Source organism: Streptomyces polyasparticus (assembly GCF_014493765.1).
Lineage (GTDB): Bacteria > Actinomycetota > Actinomycetes > Streptomycetales > Streptomycetaceae > Streptomyces > Streptomyces polyasparticus.
This window is the reverse complement of the sequence record NZ_JACTVJ010000012.1, coordinates 23,425-40,167: the sequence shown is the minus strand read 5'-3', so window position 1 is coordinate 40,167 and position 16,743 is coordinate 23,425. Positions and strand designations below refer to the sequence as shown.

Genomic DNA, 16,743 nt, shown 5'->3' with positions numbered 1-16,743 from the left:
CTCGCGCCGGCCGTCAGACCGTGAGGACTTCCACGCCCGCTTCGGTGAACTGTGCGGCGGACTCCGGCGACAGGCCCGTATCGGTCACCAGGACGTCCACCTGCTGGGTCGTGCAGATGCGGGCGAAGGCGCGCTCGCCCAGCTTGGTGGAGTCGGCGGCCACCACGACGCGCGCGGCGTGCTCGCACAGCAGCCGGTTGATACCGGCCTCGCCCTCGTCGTGGGCGCTGGCGCCGTGCTTCACGTGGAAGGCGCCCACGCCGACCACCGCGACGTCGAGCGCGATCTGGTCGAGGACGCCGTCGGCGAGTGGGCCGACCAGCTCGTAGGACTGGGGGCGGGCCACACCGCCGGTCACCACGATCTTGAACTGGGGCCGGACGGCCAGCTCGCTCGCGATGTTGAGCGCGTTGGTGACGACGGTCAACGCGGGTGCGCCGTCCGCGAGGTCGGGCCGCAGGGTCAGGGCGCGCGCCACCTCGGTCGTGGTGGTGCCGCCGGTCAGGCCGACGACCTCGCCCGGCGTGATCAGACCCGCCACCGCCTTGGCGATGCGCTCCTTCTCCGAGACCTTCCGCGCCGTCTTGTAGCGCAGCGGCAGCTCGTACGACACCCCGTGGACGAGGGCGCCACCGCGGGTGCGCACCAGCATCTGCTGCTCGGCGAGCTGATCGAAGTCGCGCCGGATGGTCGCGGCGGATACGTCGAGCTCCTTCGCCGCGCCCTCGACGTCCAGGCGGCCGCGCTCCACGAGTAGTTCCAGGAGTGCCTGCCAGCGCGCCTCGCGTGACATCCACAGCCTCCCTGTCGGTCCGTCGATGCGTGACACGCACCGTCCGGGACGACCTTAACGCACAGCTCGATGCTTGATTATGTTTGAAACAAGGCCTTATCTTGCAGGAACAATCATTCTGATGAGCGGAGCCGGCGTGAGCCACATAGAGACGGAACTGAACAGCCAGCCCGACTGCTGGCAGCGCGCCGCCGAGGCTGCGGCCGGGCACGGGCAGGTGCTCGGCGCACCGGGGGAGCGGGTCGCCCTGGTGGGCTGCGGGACCTCGTACTTCATGGCGCAGTCGGTGGCCGTCCTGCGCGAGAGCGCGGGCCTGGGCGAGACGGACGCCTACGCCGCATCCGAGTACCCGGTGGGCCGCACGTACGACCGGGTGATCGCCCTGACCCGGTCCGGCACCACCACCGAGGTGCTCGAACTGCTCGCGCGGCTGCGCGGGAGCGCGCGGACGACCGCGATCACCGCCGACCCGCACACACCCGTGATGACGGCAGCGGATGACGTGGTGGTGCTCGACTTCGCCGACGAGGAGTCGGTGGTGCAGACCCGGTTCGCCACCACGGCGTTCACCCTGCTGCGGGCGCATCTGGGACTGCACACCCCCCAGGCCGTGGCCGACGCGCGCGTGGCGCTGACCGAGCCGCTGCCCGAAGGGCTCGTGGAGCGCACCCAGTTCAGCTTCCTGGGGCAGGGCTGGACCAACGGCCTCGCCCAGGAGGCGGCCCTGAAGATGCGCGAGGCGTCACTGTCCTGGACCGAGGCGTACCCGGCGATGGAGTACCGCCACGGGCCGATCTCCATCTCCACCGACGGCACGGCGACCTGGATGTTCGGTGCGGCGCCGGAGGGTCTCGCCGAGCAGGTTCGGGCGACCGGGGCCCTGTGGATCGAGGGGACGCTCGATCCGCTGGCCGAACTGGTGCGGGCCCAGCGGCTGGCCGTGGCGGTGGCGGCGGCGCGCGGTCTGGACCCGGACCGGCCGCGGCATCTGACCCGGTCCGTCGTGCTCGCCTCGGCCTGACCGGTCGGAAGGGGGACTTCGATGCCACTCGCCACCACCGGCGCACTCGTCGCCGAGGCCGCGGCCAAGCAGCAGGCCGTAGCCGCCTTCAACGTCATCACCCTTGAGCACGTCGAAGCGGTCATCGCGGGCGCCGAGGCCGCCGGATCGCCCGTGATCCTGCAGATCAGCGAGAACGCGGTCGCCTTCCGGCAGGGGCAGTTGCTGCCCCTGGCCCGGGCCGCCGTCGCCGCCGCGGAGTGCGCCTCCATCCCGGTGTCCCTGCACCTCGACCACGTCAAACGTGACGACCTGCTGCGCCAGGCCGCGGCTGCCGGGTTCAGCTCGGTCATGTACGACGCGGCCCATCTGCCGTACGCGCAGAATGTCGCCGCCACGAGGGCCGCCGTGGACTGGGCGCACTCCCAGGGCCTGTGGATCGAGGCCGAGTTGGGCGAGGTCGGTGGCAAGGAAGGCCGGCCGCCGCTGGACCCGCACATGCCCGGTGCGCGCACCGAGCCCGGCGAGGCACGGGAGTTCGTGGCCGAGACCGGAGTCGACGCGCTGGCCGTCGCCATCGGCAGCTCGCACGCGATGACCGAGACCACGGCGACGCTCGACCACGCGCTGCTCGCCGCTCTGCGCGAGGCGGTCAAGGTGCCGCTCGTGCTGCACGGTTCGTCGGGCGTCCCGGCCGGCGAACTCGCCCTGGCCGTCACGGGCGGTATCGCGAAAGTGAATGTGGGGACCGCGCTGAACGTCGCCATGACCCGGGCGGTACGCGACCATCTTTCCGCACACGCCGCGGTGGTGGACCCCCGCAAGTACCTGGCCGCCGGACGTGAGGCGATGGCCGCGGCGGCGGCACGAACGATCGGAGGACCGGTGCGGGCGGGCACCGACGAAGGGTGAGATTCTGAGCGGTCGCTCTCGGGGTGGCCGGTCAACTCCCGCGCATCAAGCAGGGTTGCGATCCCCGTATCACCCGGGTGTTGCCATCGTCCCGCCCGGATTCCGGTACACGCAGCCCAACGAGGCTTGGGCGCCGCCGCGTGCCGCCGCGGTCAACCCGAGGGTGGAGGCCAGCACAGTGCGGCCGCCGGCGTCGGGGGCCACGACGCGTGCGATGAACTCGGCCTTCACCTGCGCGAGGAGCTGCGACACGAACGAGGGCTGCTGATGAATCCTTGCGGTGGATGAGAATCCCGAAAGGGGAGAGCTTGCCACCGTTCCGTCGCCACTGGGACGGGAATGGCTGCCGAGGCTCCGCACGGCAGGGTGCACCGCGGCGGCGAGCTCCACCCGGTACCAACCACCCGCGTGAGGCCGCGCTGCCACCGATTGGCGAGGGTGTTCCGGTTTCCGGCCCGCTGTCTCGTGACGGACGTCTCCGCTTCGGGCAGTGACCGCACAGGGCGGCGGTCCGGGTCCGCCGTGGGACGCGGCCCCCTGCCGCCACCACGCGTCAGACGCGCGAGCGATGGAGCTCGAAGGCGGCGATCGACGCTGCCTCGCGGGACGCGACGATGCGCAGACGCCACTGACGGGCCGTCACCATGGTGGGCAGCGCGAGGATCCGGCTCGCCCCGATCGTGCCGATCGCCGCCACCTGCTGCCAGCCCTCAGCCGTGCGCGCTTCGACGACCGCCGACTCGACCTGCTGGCCCCGCCGGATGTCCTCGGCGAGCCGGATGCGGTCGACGCTCTGCTCGCGGCCGAGGTCGAGGGTGAGCGTCCCCTTCGACGGCGCGGGTGCCGCCCACGCCGTGTCCGGGTCGCCGTCGACCGCTCGCACGGGCCGGTGGCCGTCGCCCGAGGCACGGGATCCACGCGCGAGGTCGTCGGGCAGCTCGCGCGCCGTGCGCTCGCGGAACTCCCGCAGGACGGCGACGTCCGCGTCGGGCAGCCGCCCCTGCTGGTTCGGCGGGATGTTCAACAGCAGTACCGCATTACGTCCGACCGAGCGGAACCAGATGTCGGTCAGCTGCTCCACCGTCTTCGGCTGCTGGTCCGCGTGGAAGAACCACCCCGGCCTGATGGAGACATCGCACTCGGCAGGCCACCACTGCAGATACTGAGCCAGTGGCTGCGCCCCCACCAGTGCCGCGCGGCTGCCCTGGTCGGCGGCCTCGTAGTGCAGCGCGTAGTCGGTACGGCCGTAGTCCTTCTCCTGCACCGGGACGACGCTCCACTCGTCCTCGCGCGCCAGCCCGCCCTCGTTGCCGACCCAGCGGACGTCGGGGCCCGACACGGCGATGGTCGCGTCCGGCGCGAGCGTGCGGACCAGCTGGTACCAGCTGTCCCAGTCGTAGCGCTCCACCTTGTCCGGCGGGATACGGCCCTGGGCGCCGTCGAACCACACCTCGTCAATGGGCCCGTACTCGGTGAGCACCTCATGGAGCTGGTTGAGCATGTAGGCGCCGTAGTCGGTGGCCTGCAGCTCGAAGGTGCGCAGGTGCTCGCCCGCCCGGTCGTCGCCCTCGGTGAGCGTGGGTACGGTGTGCGTGGTGCGGGCGCTGCCGTTGGCGTAGACACCGTGCAGGTACTGGTTCTCGTCGGCGGGGGAGACGTAGACGCCGACCTTGATGCCGTGGCGCCGCATGGAGTCGGCGAAGGAGCGCAGGACGTCGCCTCGGCCGTCCTGCCAGCTGCTGGAGACGACGCTGTGCCGGGTGTAGCGGGAGGGGTAGAGGACGAAACCGTCGTGGTGCTTGACGGTGAGGATGGCCAGCTTGAAGCCGCCGTCGCGCAGGGCGCGCGCCCACTGGTCGGTGTCCAGGCCGACAGGCTGGAAGACCTTCGGGTCCTCGTCGCCGGTGCCCCATTCGAGGCCGGTGAAGGTGTTGACGCCGAAGTGCAGGAAGGCGGTCTTCTCCAAACGCTGCCAGGTGATCTGACGTTCCGTCGGCCGGACGCGTGCAGCCTTGGCGACGAGTTGCTCGGGTGTGTCGGCGGTGCTGATCGGGATGCGGTAGTACGCCTCGGCCGGCGCTGCCGAGGCGCTCGCGGTCCCGGCCGACGCGGCGTTCGCGGGACCGGCACCCGCGGTGAGCGCGTACGAGGTGCTCGACGCGGCGACCGCGCCGACGAACAGACGTCTGCTGAGGCTCATATGCGGGTCCTTTGCGCTCGGGTCAGTGGGGGGAGAGTCGCCAGACGGCGGGCGGCCGCTGGTCGGCCGGGTACTGGAGCATCCGGCCGTCCGCGGTGACGTGGACCGCCATCTGCGTGATCGCGTTGGTGAGGCGATAGCCGCCACGGACCTCGGTGAGCTGCCAGCGCTGCAGCGTGTTCGATGCCGAGCAGGTCTCCTGCGTGACCGGAGTGCCGGGCTGCAGCGGGGTGTTGAGCGTCAGCTTCCCGCTGCGTGTCTCGGCGCACAGTCCGGTCGACGCCGAGGTGAGCGTGGCGTAGCCGTCGGCGGTGCGGCCGATCCGCCAGTTCGCGGGGGCGAGCCTGCCCCGGGTGTCGCGCAGGGTGTACGTGCCTTCGGCGACGGGCAGCCGGGTCAGGTCACGGTGGCCGGGAGCGTGGCCGATCTTCTTGGCGCGGGCGGCGAAGGCCTCGTACGTGGCATCCGGGTTCGGCACACCCCATGTGGTCTGGGCGACGTAGCGCAGCGGCAGGTCCATGCTCGCGGCGACCTCGTTCTCGGTCTCACCGCGGCCGTTGTCCGGCCAGAGACTGATCTTCGCTCCGGTGATGCCCTCGCTCGAGGCGACCTTCTCGCCCTCGAAGCTGCGCGGGTCCCACCGCTGCTCGTAGAGCGACTTGGTGTTCATGTGGAAGCCGCCGCGCACGAGGTACAGCGCGTACGAGGCGTTCAGCAGCGGGTAGCCCTGGGCGAGGATCTCGCTGGGTTTCGTCTTGACGTTGAGCCAGTGCTCGACGGTCGTACCGTCCTTGACGGGCACGGTGTTGTCGCCGGTGAGACCGTCGTTCCAGATCCGCAGCCGCTTGCCCTTGGCAGCGGCGTAGTCATGGACGCGGTTGACGAAGTCGATGAACGCGTCCTGCGGCGTGGCGTCCGGGCCGTACTTCTCGTGTGCGTACTGAAGGACGTGCGGGTACTTGGCGAAGTCCGAGCCGAGCATGTACTCGTCGGCGCCCATGTGCCAGGAGTCGGCCGTGAACACCTCGCTGTACTCGTCGATCAGCGAGGTGTAGTAGGCGAAGGCCTCGGGTGCGGTGACATCGAGCCTGGACGGCTGCGGCTTGCCGTCGCTGTCGGTGAGCTGGAGATCGGGCCGGTTCTCGATCCACGGGTCCATATGGCCGGGTGAGTTGATCTCCGGGACGATCGTGACGTGGTACTTCGCGCCGAGTGCGACGAGCCGGCGTATCTCGTCCTTGGTGTAGTAGCTCCAGGAGTTGGCCTCGGGGTGGGCGTCGCTTTTCACCTTCAGCTCGAGGAGCAGGTGGTTGAGCTTGTGGTACGCCATGTCGCGGACGAGGTTTTCGAGCCACTCGGTGGTGATGTGGATGTAGCAGGCGCACACCCCGACGCCGCGCTCGGCGTACTGCGGGACGTCCACGGTCCGCCCCGCCGGTATCCGTGCACCCGCGGCAAGGAGTTGGAGCACGGTACGGGTGCCGTAGAAGGCACCGGCCTCGGTGGCGCCGGTGACGGTGAGCGTCCGGCCCGCAGTGAGTTCGTAACCTTCCTTGCCCAGGTCCTTGCCGCGGGTGGGATCGACATCGACCACGATGTCCTCGCGACGGACCGCAGCGTCCCCTCCGACTGCTACGGGGGCGGCACCGTGGCCGGCCGCGCGGAGGTCCTCGCCGAGGGTGTCGGCGACGCGACGAGCCGCCGTGTCACCGGCGTCCACGACAATGCGCGTGTGCCGCCCGAGGAGATAACTCCCGCCCTGAGGCGTCCAGTTGGCGAGGGCGGGTACGGTGACGGGCGGCTCGTGTGCGGCGACCGTGGCGGCGGCGCTGGGCAACGGTGCCGCGACCATGAGCAGGGCGCTCGCAAGGGTGCCCAGCAGCCGTGAGATGGATCGTCTGCGCAGCACTACGGCTCCTGTCGGCGTGGGGTACCGGACAGAGTCATCGGATCTCTACCCGCTGGATCTCTGTTCGCAATCCAATCCAGCGACGGCGTATGCGGTCAACATCGCGCACGGAAAGCGCGCGGAACGTCCAAGTCCGATTGGACTTTTCTGCCTGCGATCTGTGGAGAACGCTGAAGTGGCGCGGGACAAGGAGGTCGGACACGGGGCCTCTGGGCAGGTTTTGGCCGCTGCTCCCGCCGACAAGGAGTCCCACAGTCCACCGATGTCTTCGCGATGCCCGGTGCCGCAACGGCTCGACCTCGGCGGCGAGTTCGGCGATCACCTCGAGTGTCGGTCCGGTGGCGTCCGTCAGATCACCCTGAGGCCGCATCCCATGATCGCTTCAGGTCCTTGGCCATGCCCTGCCAACGGCAGCTCCAGCCACCGCTATTGACCGCCGTCAACGGCGCCTTCCTGTACCTGTGCGGTCGAGGGAAGTACTGACGCGCCCGCCTTGGCGACAATCTCCTGCAGAGCCGCGACGTGCTGGTCGAAGGCCGCCCGGCCGACGTGGGTGAGCCGCGCCGACGTGCGCGGCCGTTTTCCGACGAACCCCTTGCGGATCTCGATATAGCCGGCGCCCTCAAGCGTCGTGAGCTGTTTCGACAGGGCGGAGTCCGACAGACCGGCGGTGTCGCGTAGAAACCGGAAGTCCTCCCACTCGGCGGCCGCGAGCAGGGAGACGAGCGAGAGCCGGGTGGGCGCATGGATCAGCTCGTCGAACTTGGGCGCGATCACCGTCGGCCCCCGGACCGGTTCGCAAGCATGAGGCCCTGCCGGTACCGCGTGTACATCGGCCCGCCCACCACCAGGATTGCGGCGGTGGTCGAGGCGCCGATGGTCGCCGCGTACGAAACCCCGGACGCCGTCAGGGTGAACGAGGCCGCCAGCGATACGCCGACGATGACTGCTGTGAAGGCGAGGTCCGCGGCCATGACGCGAGGGCCGACCAGGTTGGTGCGCGGCTGGGCACCACGGACCGAGCGGTACGCCACCGACCCGACAGCGGCGAGCGCACCGGCCATGAATACGACGGCGGCCACCACCTGGACGAGGGCGCCATGCGTGGCGTCGACGATCACTGCGAACGCAACCAGCAGGAAGCCGATGGCCGCCCAGAACCAGCGGGGAAGGCTGGCCGCTCGGATGATCTGGGCCTGCCGCCGGTCGATCTCCGTGAGTGCTCGGGCGGCTTCGTCCGGCCGTACCTGGTCACTCATGTGGCCTCCTCGCGCTACTTTCCTGTCGGGAAAGTAGCGCGAGGTTTCCCATTCGGCAAGTACTTTCCCCGGTACACAGTGAGGTCGTGGCTGATGCGGTTTCCGGCTCTATCCACCTGCGGTGCAGCAGACAGTGAAGGTGATGCCGCTCCGGAGGACGGCGTAGCGCTCAGGTGCCGGATCCACCTGTTCGGGACCCACTGGTTCGGGTTCGGCCGGGGGAGGTGTGCTGGTGCCAGGGCCAACGGGAACGGGATCGACTGGTGCCGGGTCAACGGGTTGCCGGAAATTCATGGCGCTCCGCATCGTGCGCCAGCGACGGCGCGAGCGATATCAGACGGGCTGTCTCGTATGAGGTGTCGGCGTCGAGAGAGGATGGTTTGCGGTCGACTGAAAGTCGAGAAGATGATTCCGATTGGAATCATCAAATCCCTTTTTCTGGCCGTCAGTTACCTTCTTTTGAGCGATTTCAACTTTGTCGTGTGCATGCTAAATTCTGGTCGCCATTCCCCAACGATCAAGGAGTGCTGCCGTGTTCGTGCGCAGTCGTATAGCCCGCACCGCCGCCGTCGCGACCATGACACTCGGGACCGCCCTGCTGGCCTCGCCCACCGCGTACGCGGCCGGCGGAACCGCCCCTGCATGCATCAACCGCTACGTCACCGACACTTCCAAGGGCTTCGACGTGCTGCTGACCAACAACTGCGGCTACACGATGTCGGTCCAGGTGGTCGTCAACAACGCCGGTGACAGCAAGTGCTACGTGCTGGCCAACAGGGCCACCGCGCTGTACATCCACGAGAGCGTCTTCGGCACCTACGACCGCACCGCCGTCTGCTGACCGAGGTCCACATCTCTGCAGGCCATCCCGTTTCTCCACACGCACACGAAGGGGACCCCATGAGGACTTCGATGAAGCACGCAGCCCGCATCACCACCACCGCCGTCGCCCTGCTCGCAGCGACCGCCCTGTCGTCCCCGGCCGCCTACGCGGCCGGTGGTACCGCCCCTGCCTGTGTCAACCGGTACGTCACCAACACCCCCAATGGCTTCGACGTTCTGCTGACGAACAAGTGCGGCAGGGTCATGTCGGTCCAGGTGGTCGTCAACAACGCCGGTGACAGCCCGTGTTACGTGATGTCGCCCAATGTGTCCAAGCTCTACATCCACGAGAGCATCTTCGGCACGTACGACCGCACCGCCGTCTGCTGAACCGCAACTCCCGGAACTGGACAGGCGGCATGGGTACAACCTCCGCCGTGTCCCCGGGGGTTTCCGCACCCTGGGGGTGCCCCACCACTTCACCGGGGCACCCCCTGTTCGTGTCCGAATTCCGCCTTTCGTCGCGGTCGATATGTGTCGTCGTAGCGATAGGACAACTGGGGCCGCACCACTGCCTGCCGGGAGTGGACACGCCCAGAGCCTGCTGTCCTGCCTGACGACCGCCGCGTCCTCGCCCTGCCGATGACGTCCGCCAAGACCAAGCCCGACTCGGCTTCCCGGACGGGCGAAAGGCGCGGACCGTACTCGCTGGTGTCTGCGGAGTGCGTCGCCTCGCCTGGCCTTGGGCGAGTGGATCGGTGTAGCCGCCTCGGCGTCGCCGTCGGCGGGGAAGCCGGAGATGGTGCAGGGATCGAGGACACGGCCCGCTGCGCTGGTGTCGGGGGATGTGGGACACGGTGTGGGTTGCATGGGTTGTGTGTCGGCGTGCGGCAGATCGGAGGTCGGGTGGATATTCTGCTGGTAGTTGGTATCAGCGCGTGGTGGGTGGAGGGTTGGGGTGCCGGAGCGGAATGTGGAGTTCGGGAAGTTCGGCGCCCGTGGTGCCCGGGGGAGTGATCTGGTGGCCCGGCGTCTGGACGAACTCGCGGGCGGTATCGCCACACCGATCACTGTGCAGCGGGGTCTGATGGCCCGTCTGCGATACCTCACCCGGACGGGCCATGCCCGGCAGGCTGCCAAGGATGCCGGTTTGACTGTCACTGATCGCACGCTGAAGGCGTGGCTGGACGGCAGGCGCTCCCCGTCGAAGAAGAATCTCGAGCGGATTGACGCCGCGTATCGCAGGGTGCGTCGGCAGAACGTGGCCCGTCACCTGTTGGGCCGCCTGAATCGTCAAGGCCGCGGCACCCGGGTTGAGTTCCATCCGTTGAATCAGTCCGGGGTGGCGCGTCCGCATCAGCGGGTGGTGGAGTTCCGGTCGATGAATGTCCGCCGCTGGGATCGGATTGTGGAGTCCTGGGCGGCCGGTGACCATGCGAGCCTCGATACCGCGTGGACGGACGGGATTCTGCCGGACCTCGGCTCCCAGTGGGGCGCTTACGAGTACTGCACGAGCGTCGGCTTTGCCGCCTGATGTTCTTGTAGGGTTTCAAATTTCGTGTCGGAATCTCACGGTGGATGTCGGGCCGCGCGAGCCATCCGTCCCGCTGGGAACGCGTCCGGGCCAGCAGCACGGTGCCGGACACCACGAGGATGCCGGTCATGACGAAGGACACGCCCATGGCGAGGTGCCAGGGTGAGCAGGCCCAGGCTTTCGTCACTCCGGCCCCGCTGCTCGCGCCGCACTGCACTTTGCCGAGGTCGCTGAGCCAGTTCCGGCGCCAGCTGTAGGGGCGCGGCCAGCGGGACTGCACGATGAAGTGCAGGACGAACAGCTGGGTGATCAGCACTCAGGCGCAGGCGCCGACGACCGTACGGCGATCGGCCGGGACCTTGCGGCTCACTTCGACACCGTTCCTCGCATCACCGCAACAGTTCTTACCCATCACGTAAGGCCATGACCACCGACCCCGCCACCGGGCCCGGCGCAGGTTCGGACCAACCCCGCGCGCAGGCCCCCGCACCCTTGAGCCGTCCTCGCCGGTCGCACACGGGGCGGCGCGGGCGGCAGGAAGATACGTCAAGTCCAGGCAGGCGTGTCCGTACGCGCCGCGACCAGTGTCCACAGGGCGGTGAGCAGCGCGTACAAGCCGACGGCCACGCGCCCCGGGCCGGGGTTGAACGGCGAGCGGGGTGCGTTGCCGCATCGGCGTGGGTGCCCGATCGAGGCGCGCCCGTATCGGGCTGACGTTGACGGCCTGATGTGGCCATGTATCCGCAGCGGGTCCAAGGTCCGGCAGATGGGTTGCCACGCCTGACCCGCAGTACTGGGTTTCCCAGCGGACGGCAATGTTCCTCGGCGAGACTGCCGACCGTCCGACAATTGCGGTGAGGGGGCAGCAGGTGGCTGACAGCAAGGCGTTCTTCGCGGCCTACGACGCGGTACTTGGGCAGTGGCCCGTTAAGGTCGAGGCCGTCGACATCCCTACTCCCTACGGCCGCACGCGTACGTACGTCAGCGGGCCGGAGGGCGGCATCCCGCTCGTCCTGCTGCCGGGAGGCGGTAGTACGTCCGTCTCCTGGTTCGCCAATGCGGAAGCCCTCGCTGAGCACCATCGCGTATACGCCGTCGACCTGATCGGCGATCTGGGGCACAGCCGAAACGACGGGCAGCCGCTGCGGAGCAGCGAGGATCTGACGGCCTGGCTTGCCGCGCTGCTCGACGGACTGGGGTTGGCCGGCGTCCGGTTGTGCGGCCACTCGTATGGCGCGTGGACAGCTCTCCACTACGCGCTGCACGACCCAAAGCGGGTCAGCCGGCTCGCGCTGCTGGACCCGACCGGCTGCTTCGCCGGGCTGCGCAGCGGGTACGTGCTGCGCGCGCTGCCGATGCTTGCGCGGCCCACCGCTCGGCGCATGCTCGCCTTTCACCGCTGGGAGACCGGGAGCCTTCCCGCTGAGCCGGTTTGGCAGGAGTTCCTCGCCGCCACGGCATACGCCCCGCGCCCCAAGGCTATTCGGATGCGGCGCCCGCGCCCGGAAAGCCTTCAGGCCTTCACGGTCGAGACGCTGGTGCTCCTCGCCGGCCGCAGCAAAGCCCACGACGCGCGGAAAGTAGCGGTGACGGCCCGCGAGCTGCTGCCGCACGCCACCGTGACCGTGCTCGAGCAGGCGTCCCACCATTCCCTGCCCACCGAGCAACCGGCCGACGTCAACCGGCTGTTGAGGCACTTCCTGTCCTGAGTCCGCTCTGAGCGTGGGCTTTCGGCCGCACGTGCGGGCTGCTCTGAGACGCTCCGCCGCTTTCGGGCCGCCTTCTTCGCCCAGGTTCCCTGGTGTGACGAGCCTGAACTCGCTGACGTCCACGACAGCGCCGAGCATCCAATACTTCGCTGCACCAAGCCTCCGCGTTGTCCCGGCCGCTTCCACGTATCGGTCAGGAGGCCGGGCACGGGTGGCCGCCGGTGTGCTCCGTGGCGTGCGCGTGCAGGGTGCGGTGAGTGTTTCAGGGGCTGGGGGAGCGCCTCACCGATCATCGTCGGGTCTGATCGGGGTGTCCGGCACACGGCGGTGTCTTGCAGCAGTTGCCTGGCAGCGGCCTTCTTCTGCGTCGGGGCCCGGCTACTGGCGGCGCGGGGCGAGAGCGTGCACGCCGGCGTCGTCCGCGGGTTCACCGCGCCTGGCCCGCGCACTGGGCGCGGAGTCTTGGGGCGCGGCCATCAGATCGACGACCTGTTCGGCGGGTTCGGTCTCCTCGGCGTGGATTCGAGGTTCCGGCCGGTGCGTTGGAGACGTGGGCCGCATACCGCACCCTCAACCCCTGACACCGGCACCCAGGAAGTATGGATGACGCACGTGATCCCGTGGCAGCAGCGGTTACCGGCAGGTACAAGCCGCAGATCGCGGTGGACGCGGACGCAAGGCGCCCGTTGAGGCGTGCGTCTCGCGGACACAGCCGCCCGGGATGGAGACGGGAGTCGATTTCGGCGTCGTGGCCGTGAGGCTCGCCGGCGAGCTGTTACCTGTTACGGCGCTCATTGCCTGCCTCGGCCAACACGGCGGCGAGGAGTCCTGGGAAGCGGGCGTCGAGCTCGGCGCGACGCAGAGCCATCAGGCGTGCCTTTCCGATCCGCCGCGTGTGGGTGATCCCGGCTTCGCGCAGGATTCGCCAGTGGTTGGACAGCGTCGATCTGGGCACGTCAACGCCGTCCGGGCTGCATGCACTTTCACCGTCCTCGGCCATTCGGCGGACCAGTGCCAGCCGGACCGGATCGCCCAGGGCGTGGAGCACCGCGGCCAGGTCCAGGTCCGCGTGGTCGGGCTGGTTCACTGGCCCTCCTCGTCTTCGCCTGTGTGACACCCGTAGTATGCAGATCGATTCGATGTTTCGGGAACGTCGAAATGATCTGGGAGATGGCTGTGACGGTGCTTGCCACCCTTGCCCGTGTCTACGTCGACGACCTGGACGTGGCACTGCCGACCTTCGTCGAGCTGACCGGAGAGCAGCCGCGACTGCGGTTCACCTACCGCGGTCTGGACCTCGCGAGCGTCGGCGGCTATCTGCTTCTGGCAGGTTCCGAGGAAGCCCTGGCCCCTTACCGCGGCACCCACGCCACCGCGATCGTCGAGTCCATCGACCGGATCCTGAGCATCATCGAGCAGCACGGCGGAGAAATCCTCGACGGCCCCAACGAGGTGCCCACCGGCCGAAACCTGACCGTGCAGCACCCCGGAGGCGCGACCATCGAGTACGTGCAGTTCCACGCAGCCGCACGATCAACACTCGCGTGAGCTGACCTGGTCGACCTGAACAGGCATGCGCGGTGGGGTTCACCGTCGAGTCCATCAGCTCCATCCGGCCCGCAGACGGCAACAGCACCGTGGAGTGCCCGCCGCCCGCACCTCCCGTCGGCCCCGCCACCTGTCCCACCCCGCACGCTCCACTCGGGCCTGTCCGCCAGCTATTCTCCGCGCATGCCCACACCGTTCACCGGCTGGCCCGAACACGCCATGGACGTGCTGTGGCAACTCCAGGGCGAACCCACCCACGCCACCCGCGAACGCTGCCGCACCGACCGCGAACACCTGGTCCGCCGGCCCATGATCGCCCTCCTCAACGCGATCGCCGACACCGACCCGCGCTACGAGGACTTCTCCGTCTGGCACTACCGCACCGACTCCTGGTGGTGGCAGAACCAAAGCGCCGCCATCCGACGCGGCCGCAAGATCGAAATCAACCTCCGCCTCTCCCTGGACGGCCTCCACATCCAAGGCGCCTGGTGGTACCCCGACCCCGGCCAGATCGACACCTTCCGCACCGCCGTCGCCCACGACACCAGCGGCCCCGAACTCGCCACCCTCATCGACGACCTCCACCACCAGGGCTACAACATCTCCGGCGACACCCTGCAACGCCCCCCACGCGGCTACCCCGCCCACCACCCCCGCGCCCACCTGCTGCGCCACCGCTCCCTGATCGCCGCCCGCCACCTCGACTACGGCCCGTGGCTGCACACCCCGCAAGCACTCGACCGGGTCCTGGCCGCCATCACCGACCTCGACCCCTTCCTCACCTGGCTGGTCCACCACATCAAACGCACCACCTGACCCACCCGACCCACCACCACGCGCACGCAGCGCCGGCGCGCCCTTGCACTTCGCCCGCCCTCACCGGGCGCGCGCTGCAGCCCACCGCGACACCGTGACAGCGATCCGACGGCTCACCGCGACACGCACGACCGCGGTACGGCGACACCGCGGGGGCCGTGAGCGCGAACCGAGGCCTCAACTCGCCCACCCGGCAACCTCGTCGACGGACTGATCGCCACCGCGATGCCACCTCTCCGTTCGAACGGTGCCATCCGTGTACTGGGCGGCCGCCGTCACCGACCCCCGACTGTCGCGGTGCTGCGTACTGCGCACCGCATGCACAGCACTGACCGGCTGCGCATCCTCGACCCGATCGGGCAGTGCCACCGACCGTGCCATCGTCTGCACAACATGCGACTGCGCATCGGTCTGCTTGTCGCTGCTGCGCAGCCACGCGGACGGGAACATCTCGGTGTAACCCGTCGTCAGGTCCGCCGGCGCCACCGGAACGGTCACGGGCGTGGGTTTCGGCGCCGCCGACACGGTTGGCGAGGGCGCCATCACCGTGACCGTCGGCGCCAGCGGCCCGGTCGCGATCGCAGCCACGCCGCCAGGTGGCCGCGGCGGACCCGGCGATACATCCGGGTGCAGCGCCGCCCCGGCAGCCGTGGGAGGAGCAGCGACGCCTTGCCGGACCTTCTCTGCAGCAATCTTGCGAACTCCCAGGTCGGAAAAGACTGTTGCTGACCTCACGAAGACCCACAGACCCCGACCAGACCGCCGACCAGTCGCCCCGGACCAGCATCACGCGACGGCCACAAAACCCTGGTCGGGGTTCTGGTCGGCCCGACCACTACCCCGACCAGCCAGGTCAGCACAACGCGACGCACGGTAGGGGGTGTTCGCACCGTCCCACGGCCAGCCCAAGTAGAGCTCCGGCGGAGAGCGAGCTCACGACCGTGCAGGCGCACCTCCCAAGCGGAGCGCCAGCGGCTACCGGTTCGCATCCTCCGAGCGCGCGCAACTCACCGGCTGCGCACCGACCGAGCGTCGCGCAGACGCTCTGCGCAGTACAGGGCCCACCCCTTGCACGACACCGCGCACCGGCCGCTGCACGGCGGCAGTCCGGCGTGCCGTGTGCGCACCATCCGGCTGCGCAGCCCTCGGTGCGCACCGGCCACCGAAGCGATGGCACGAGATCCCGTGCGCAGTGCGGAGCGGCGATCAGCGGCAGCAGAAGACTGGTCGGGGTTCTGGTCGGGCCGACCATGCTCGTGGGCGCCGGACGTCATCAGCTCGTGACGCGTGTGCGGGGCACGCGGCCGGCGTTCCGGTCGGCCCTCACCTCTGCACTGGGAGGCATGAGCCTCGCGCACGCCCTGCGACCCGCCGTCGCGCACATCCCCTTCGCCCATCAGCCGCCCGCGGCCGCGCCGCACTCCTCCGCCACAGGGGCGGCGTGATGAGTGGCTTCGGGCACGGCATCCAGCGCGGCCTGATGGCTGCTGATCACTTCACGCAGATCTCCAACGCGCTGTTCCGCGACCGGCGGTTGAGTTTCAAAGCCAAAGGAATCTTCGGACTGATCTCCACCCACCGGGACGGCTGGCGGATCACCGTGAGCGAACTCGCCCGCTGCGGACGGGAAGGACGGGACGCCGTCGCCGGCGGGCTGAAGGAGCTCGAGCAGCACGGCTACCTCACCTGCGTGCGTGCGTGCACGCCGCCCGGACGGCACTCTCGGCGACGCCGTCTACGCCATCACCGACATGCCCGCCCACCTCCACGACCTCCTCGGCGACGCCGCCCAGGCCCGTTGGCGAACCGGCAGGTCAGCACCAGAAGCGGAGAACCCTGCACAGGCCGACCCTGCACAGGCTGAACCCGCCACTAAGAACACCAGGCTCAAGAAGACCAGCAAGCAGAAGAGCAACCCCCATCCGTCCGTCCGTGTCGCGCGTACGCGCGACAACGAACCGGGCCCACGGCTGCTGCTCGCCCTCGGCACCCGCCGGCCCGAACTCCTGCTCACTGGGCCGACCCTGAACGACCAGGGCCAGGTCGTCACCGACATGCTGCGCGACGGCTGGGCCCCCGCGCAGCTCGAGCACCTCATCGCCGAGCGGCCGTTGCCCGAACCGATCCGCGCCTCCGTCGGCGCAATCATCGCCGCCCGGCTCCGTACCGCTCATGACATCCGGGCGCCGGCCGGCTCTGTGCACGGGGGAGAGGCTGCGGCCGATCGGACCGTGGCGGAGC

At 69.3% G+C, this 16,743-nt stretch carries 17 protein-coding genes; 8 read left to right on the top strand and 9 right to left on the bottom strand.

Translation table 11 applies throughout. The features are described from left to right. Positions 1 to 13: 13 nt before the first annotated feature. Positions 14 to 793, bottom strand: a complete 780-nt coding sequence (locus H9Y04_RS24720; RefSeq protein WP_187816214.1) for a DeoR/GlpR family DNA-binding transcription regulator — start codon at positions 791 to 793, stop codon at positions 14 to 16. A gap of 136 nt (positions 794 to 929) precedes the next feature. Between H9Y04_RS24720 and H9Y04_RS24715 the strand changes: the two genes are divergently transcribed. Both H9Y04_RS24715 and H9Y04_RS24710 read left to right on the top strand, forming a co-directional pair. Then, on the top strand, positions 930 to 1,814 hold the full coding sequence (locus H9Y04_RS24715) for an SIS domain-containing protein (RefSeq protein ID WP_187816474.1): 885 nt from the start codon (positions 930 to 932) through the stop codon (positions 1,812 to 1,814). A gap of 21 nt (positions 1,815 to 1,835) precedes the next feature. Continuing rightward, a complete protein-coding gene (locus tag H9Y04_RS24710) occupies positions 1,836 to 2,705 on the top strand; it encodes a class II fructose-bisphosphate aldolase (protein ID WP_187816213.1) in 870 nt (289 codons plus the stop codon). Between the two features lie 69 nt (positions 2,706 to 2,774). Here H9Y04_RS24710 and H9Y04_RS24705 read toward each other — a convergent pair whose 3' ends face one another. From H9Y04_RS24705 to H9Y04_RS24685, 5 genes are all read right to left on the bottom strand, one after another. Next, positions 2,775 to 2,957, bottom strand: coding sequence for a hypothetical protein (locus H9Y04_RS24705; RefSeq protein WP_187816212.1), 183 nt, complete (start codon positions 2,955 to 2,957; stop codon positions 2,775 to 2,777). A 301-nt stretch (positions 2,958 to 3,258) separates the two neighbouring features. Further along, entirely contained in the window at positions 3,259 to 4,905 is a 1,647-nt protein-coding gene (locus tag H9Y04_RS24700; RefSeq protein ID WP_187816211.1) for an alpha-L-fucosidase, read from the bottom strand. 22 nt (positions 4,906 to 4,927) lie between these two features. Beyond that, positions 4,928 to 6,757, bottom strand: a complete 1,830-nt coding sequence (locus H9Y04_RS24695; RefSeq protein WP_187816473.1) for a glycoside hydrolase family 20 protein — start codon at positions 6,755 to 6,757, stop codon at positions 4,928 to 4,930. Between the two features lie 483 nt (positions 6,758 to 7,240). Continuing rightward, positions 7,241 to 7,591: a winged helix-turn-helix domain-containing protein gene (locus H9Y04_RS24690; RefSeq protein WP_187816210.1), complete on the bottom strand. Its 351-nt coding sequence runs from the start codon at positions 7,589 to 7,591 to the stop codon at positions 7,241 to 7,243. Continuing rightward, the gene (locus H9Y04_RS24685) at positions 7,588 to 8,073 is read right to left on the bottom strand and encodes a hypothetical protein (RefSeq protein WP_187816209.1); all 486 of its coding nucleotides are present in this window, start codon (positions 8,071 to 8,073) and stop codon (positions 7,588 to 7,590) included. The genes H9Y04_RS24690 and H9Y04_RS24685 overlap by 4 nt, the downstream gene beginning before the upstream one ends. A 532-nt stretch (positions 8,074 to 8,605) precedes the next feature. Between H9Y04_RS24685 and H9Y04_RS24680 the strand changes: the two genes are divergently transcribed. From H9Y04_RS24680 to H9Y04_RS24665, 4 genes are all read left to right on the top strand, one after another. Continuing rightward, positions 8,606 to 8,914, top strand: a complete 309-nt coding sequence (locus H9Y04_RS24680; RefSeq protein ID WP_308801085.1) for an alpha-amylase inhibitor — start codon at positions 8,606 to 8,608, stop codon at positions 8,912 to 8,914. A gap of 59 nt (positions 8,915 to 8,973) precedes the next feature. Beyond that, positions 8,974 to 9,285 carry an alpha-amylase inhibitor gene (locus H9Y04_RS24675; RefSeq protein WP_187816208.1) on the top strand — a complete coding sequence of 104 codons (312 nt, stop codon included), beginning with the start codon at positions 8,974 to 8,976 and terminating at the stop codon, positions 9,283 to 9,285. Positions 9,286 to 9,853: 568 nt separating this feature from the next. Continuing rightward, complete coding sequence (locus H9Y04_RS24670; RefSeq protein ID WP_187816207.1) at positions 9,854 to 10,429, top strand: transcriptional regulator; 576 nt, start codon at positions 9,854 to 9,856, stop codon at positions 10,427 to 10,429. Between the two features lie 869 nt (positions 10,430 to 11,298). Beyond that, positions 11,299 to 12,138, top strand: a complete 840-nt coding sequence (locus tag H9Y04_RS24665) for an alpha/beta fold hydrolase (protein ID WP_308801084.1) — start codon at positions 11,299 to 11,301, stop codon at positions 12,136 to 12,138. A gap of 775 nt (positions 12,139 to 12,913) precedes the next feature. On the opposite strand, the gene H9Y04_RS24660 is transcribed toward H9Y04_RS24665, so the two are convergent. After that, positions 12,914 to 13,225 (bottom strand): ArsR/SmtB family transcription factor, encoded by a 312-nt coding sequence (locus H9Y04_RS24660; protein WP_187816205.1) that lies wholly within the window; start codon positions 13,223 to 13,225, stop codon positions 12,914 to 12,916. Between the two features lie 83 nt (positions 13,226 to 13,308). On the opposite strand from H9Y04_RS24660, the gene H9Y04_RS24655 reads away from it, so the two are divergent. Together H9Y04_RS24655 and H9Y04_RS24650 are read left to right on the top strand one after the other, a co-directional pair. Further along, entirely contained in the window at positions 13,309 to 13,686 is a 378-nt protein-coding gene (locus H9Y04_RS24655; RefSeq protein WP_214661582.1) for a hypothetical protein, read from the top strand. 183 nt (positions 13,687 to 13,869) lie between these two features. After that, on the top strand, positions 13,870 to 14,502 hold the full coding sequence (locus H9Y04_RS24650) for a DUF2461 family protein (RefSeq protein WP_236071353.1): 633 nt from the start codon (positions 13,870 to 13,872) through the stop codon (positions 14,500 to 14,502). 177 nt (positions 14,503 to 14,679) lie between these two features. Here H9Y04_RS24650 and H9Y04_RS24645 read toward each other — a convergent pair whose 3' ends face one another. Then, on the bottom strand, positions 14,680 to 15,090 hold the full coding sequence (locus H9Y04_RS24645) for a hypothetical protein (RefSeq protein ID WP_187816204.1): 411 nt from the start codon (positions 15,088 to 15,090) through the stop codon (positions 14,680 to 14,682). 808 nt (positions 15,091 to 15,898) lie between these two features. Continuing rightward, the gene (locus H9Y04_RS24640; RefSeq protein WP_187816203.1) at positions 15,899 to 16,177 is read right to left on the bottom strand and encodes a hypothetical protein; all 279 of its coding nucleotides are present in this window, start codon (positions 16,175 to 16,177) and stop codon (positions 15,899 to 15,901) included. Positions 16,178 to 16,743 lie beyond the last annotated feature (566 nt).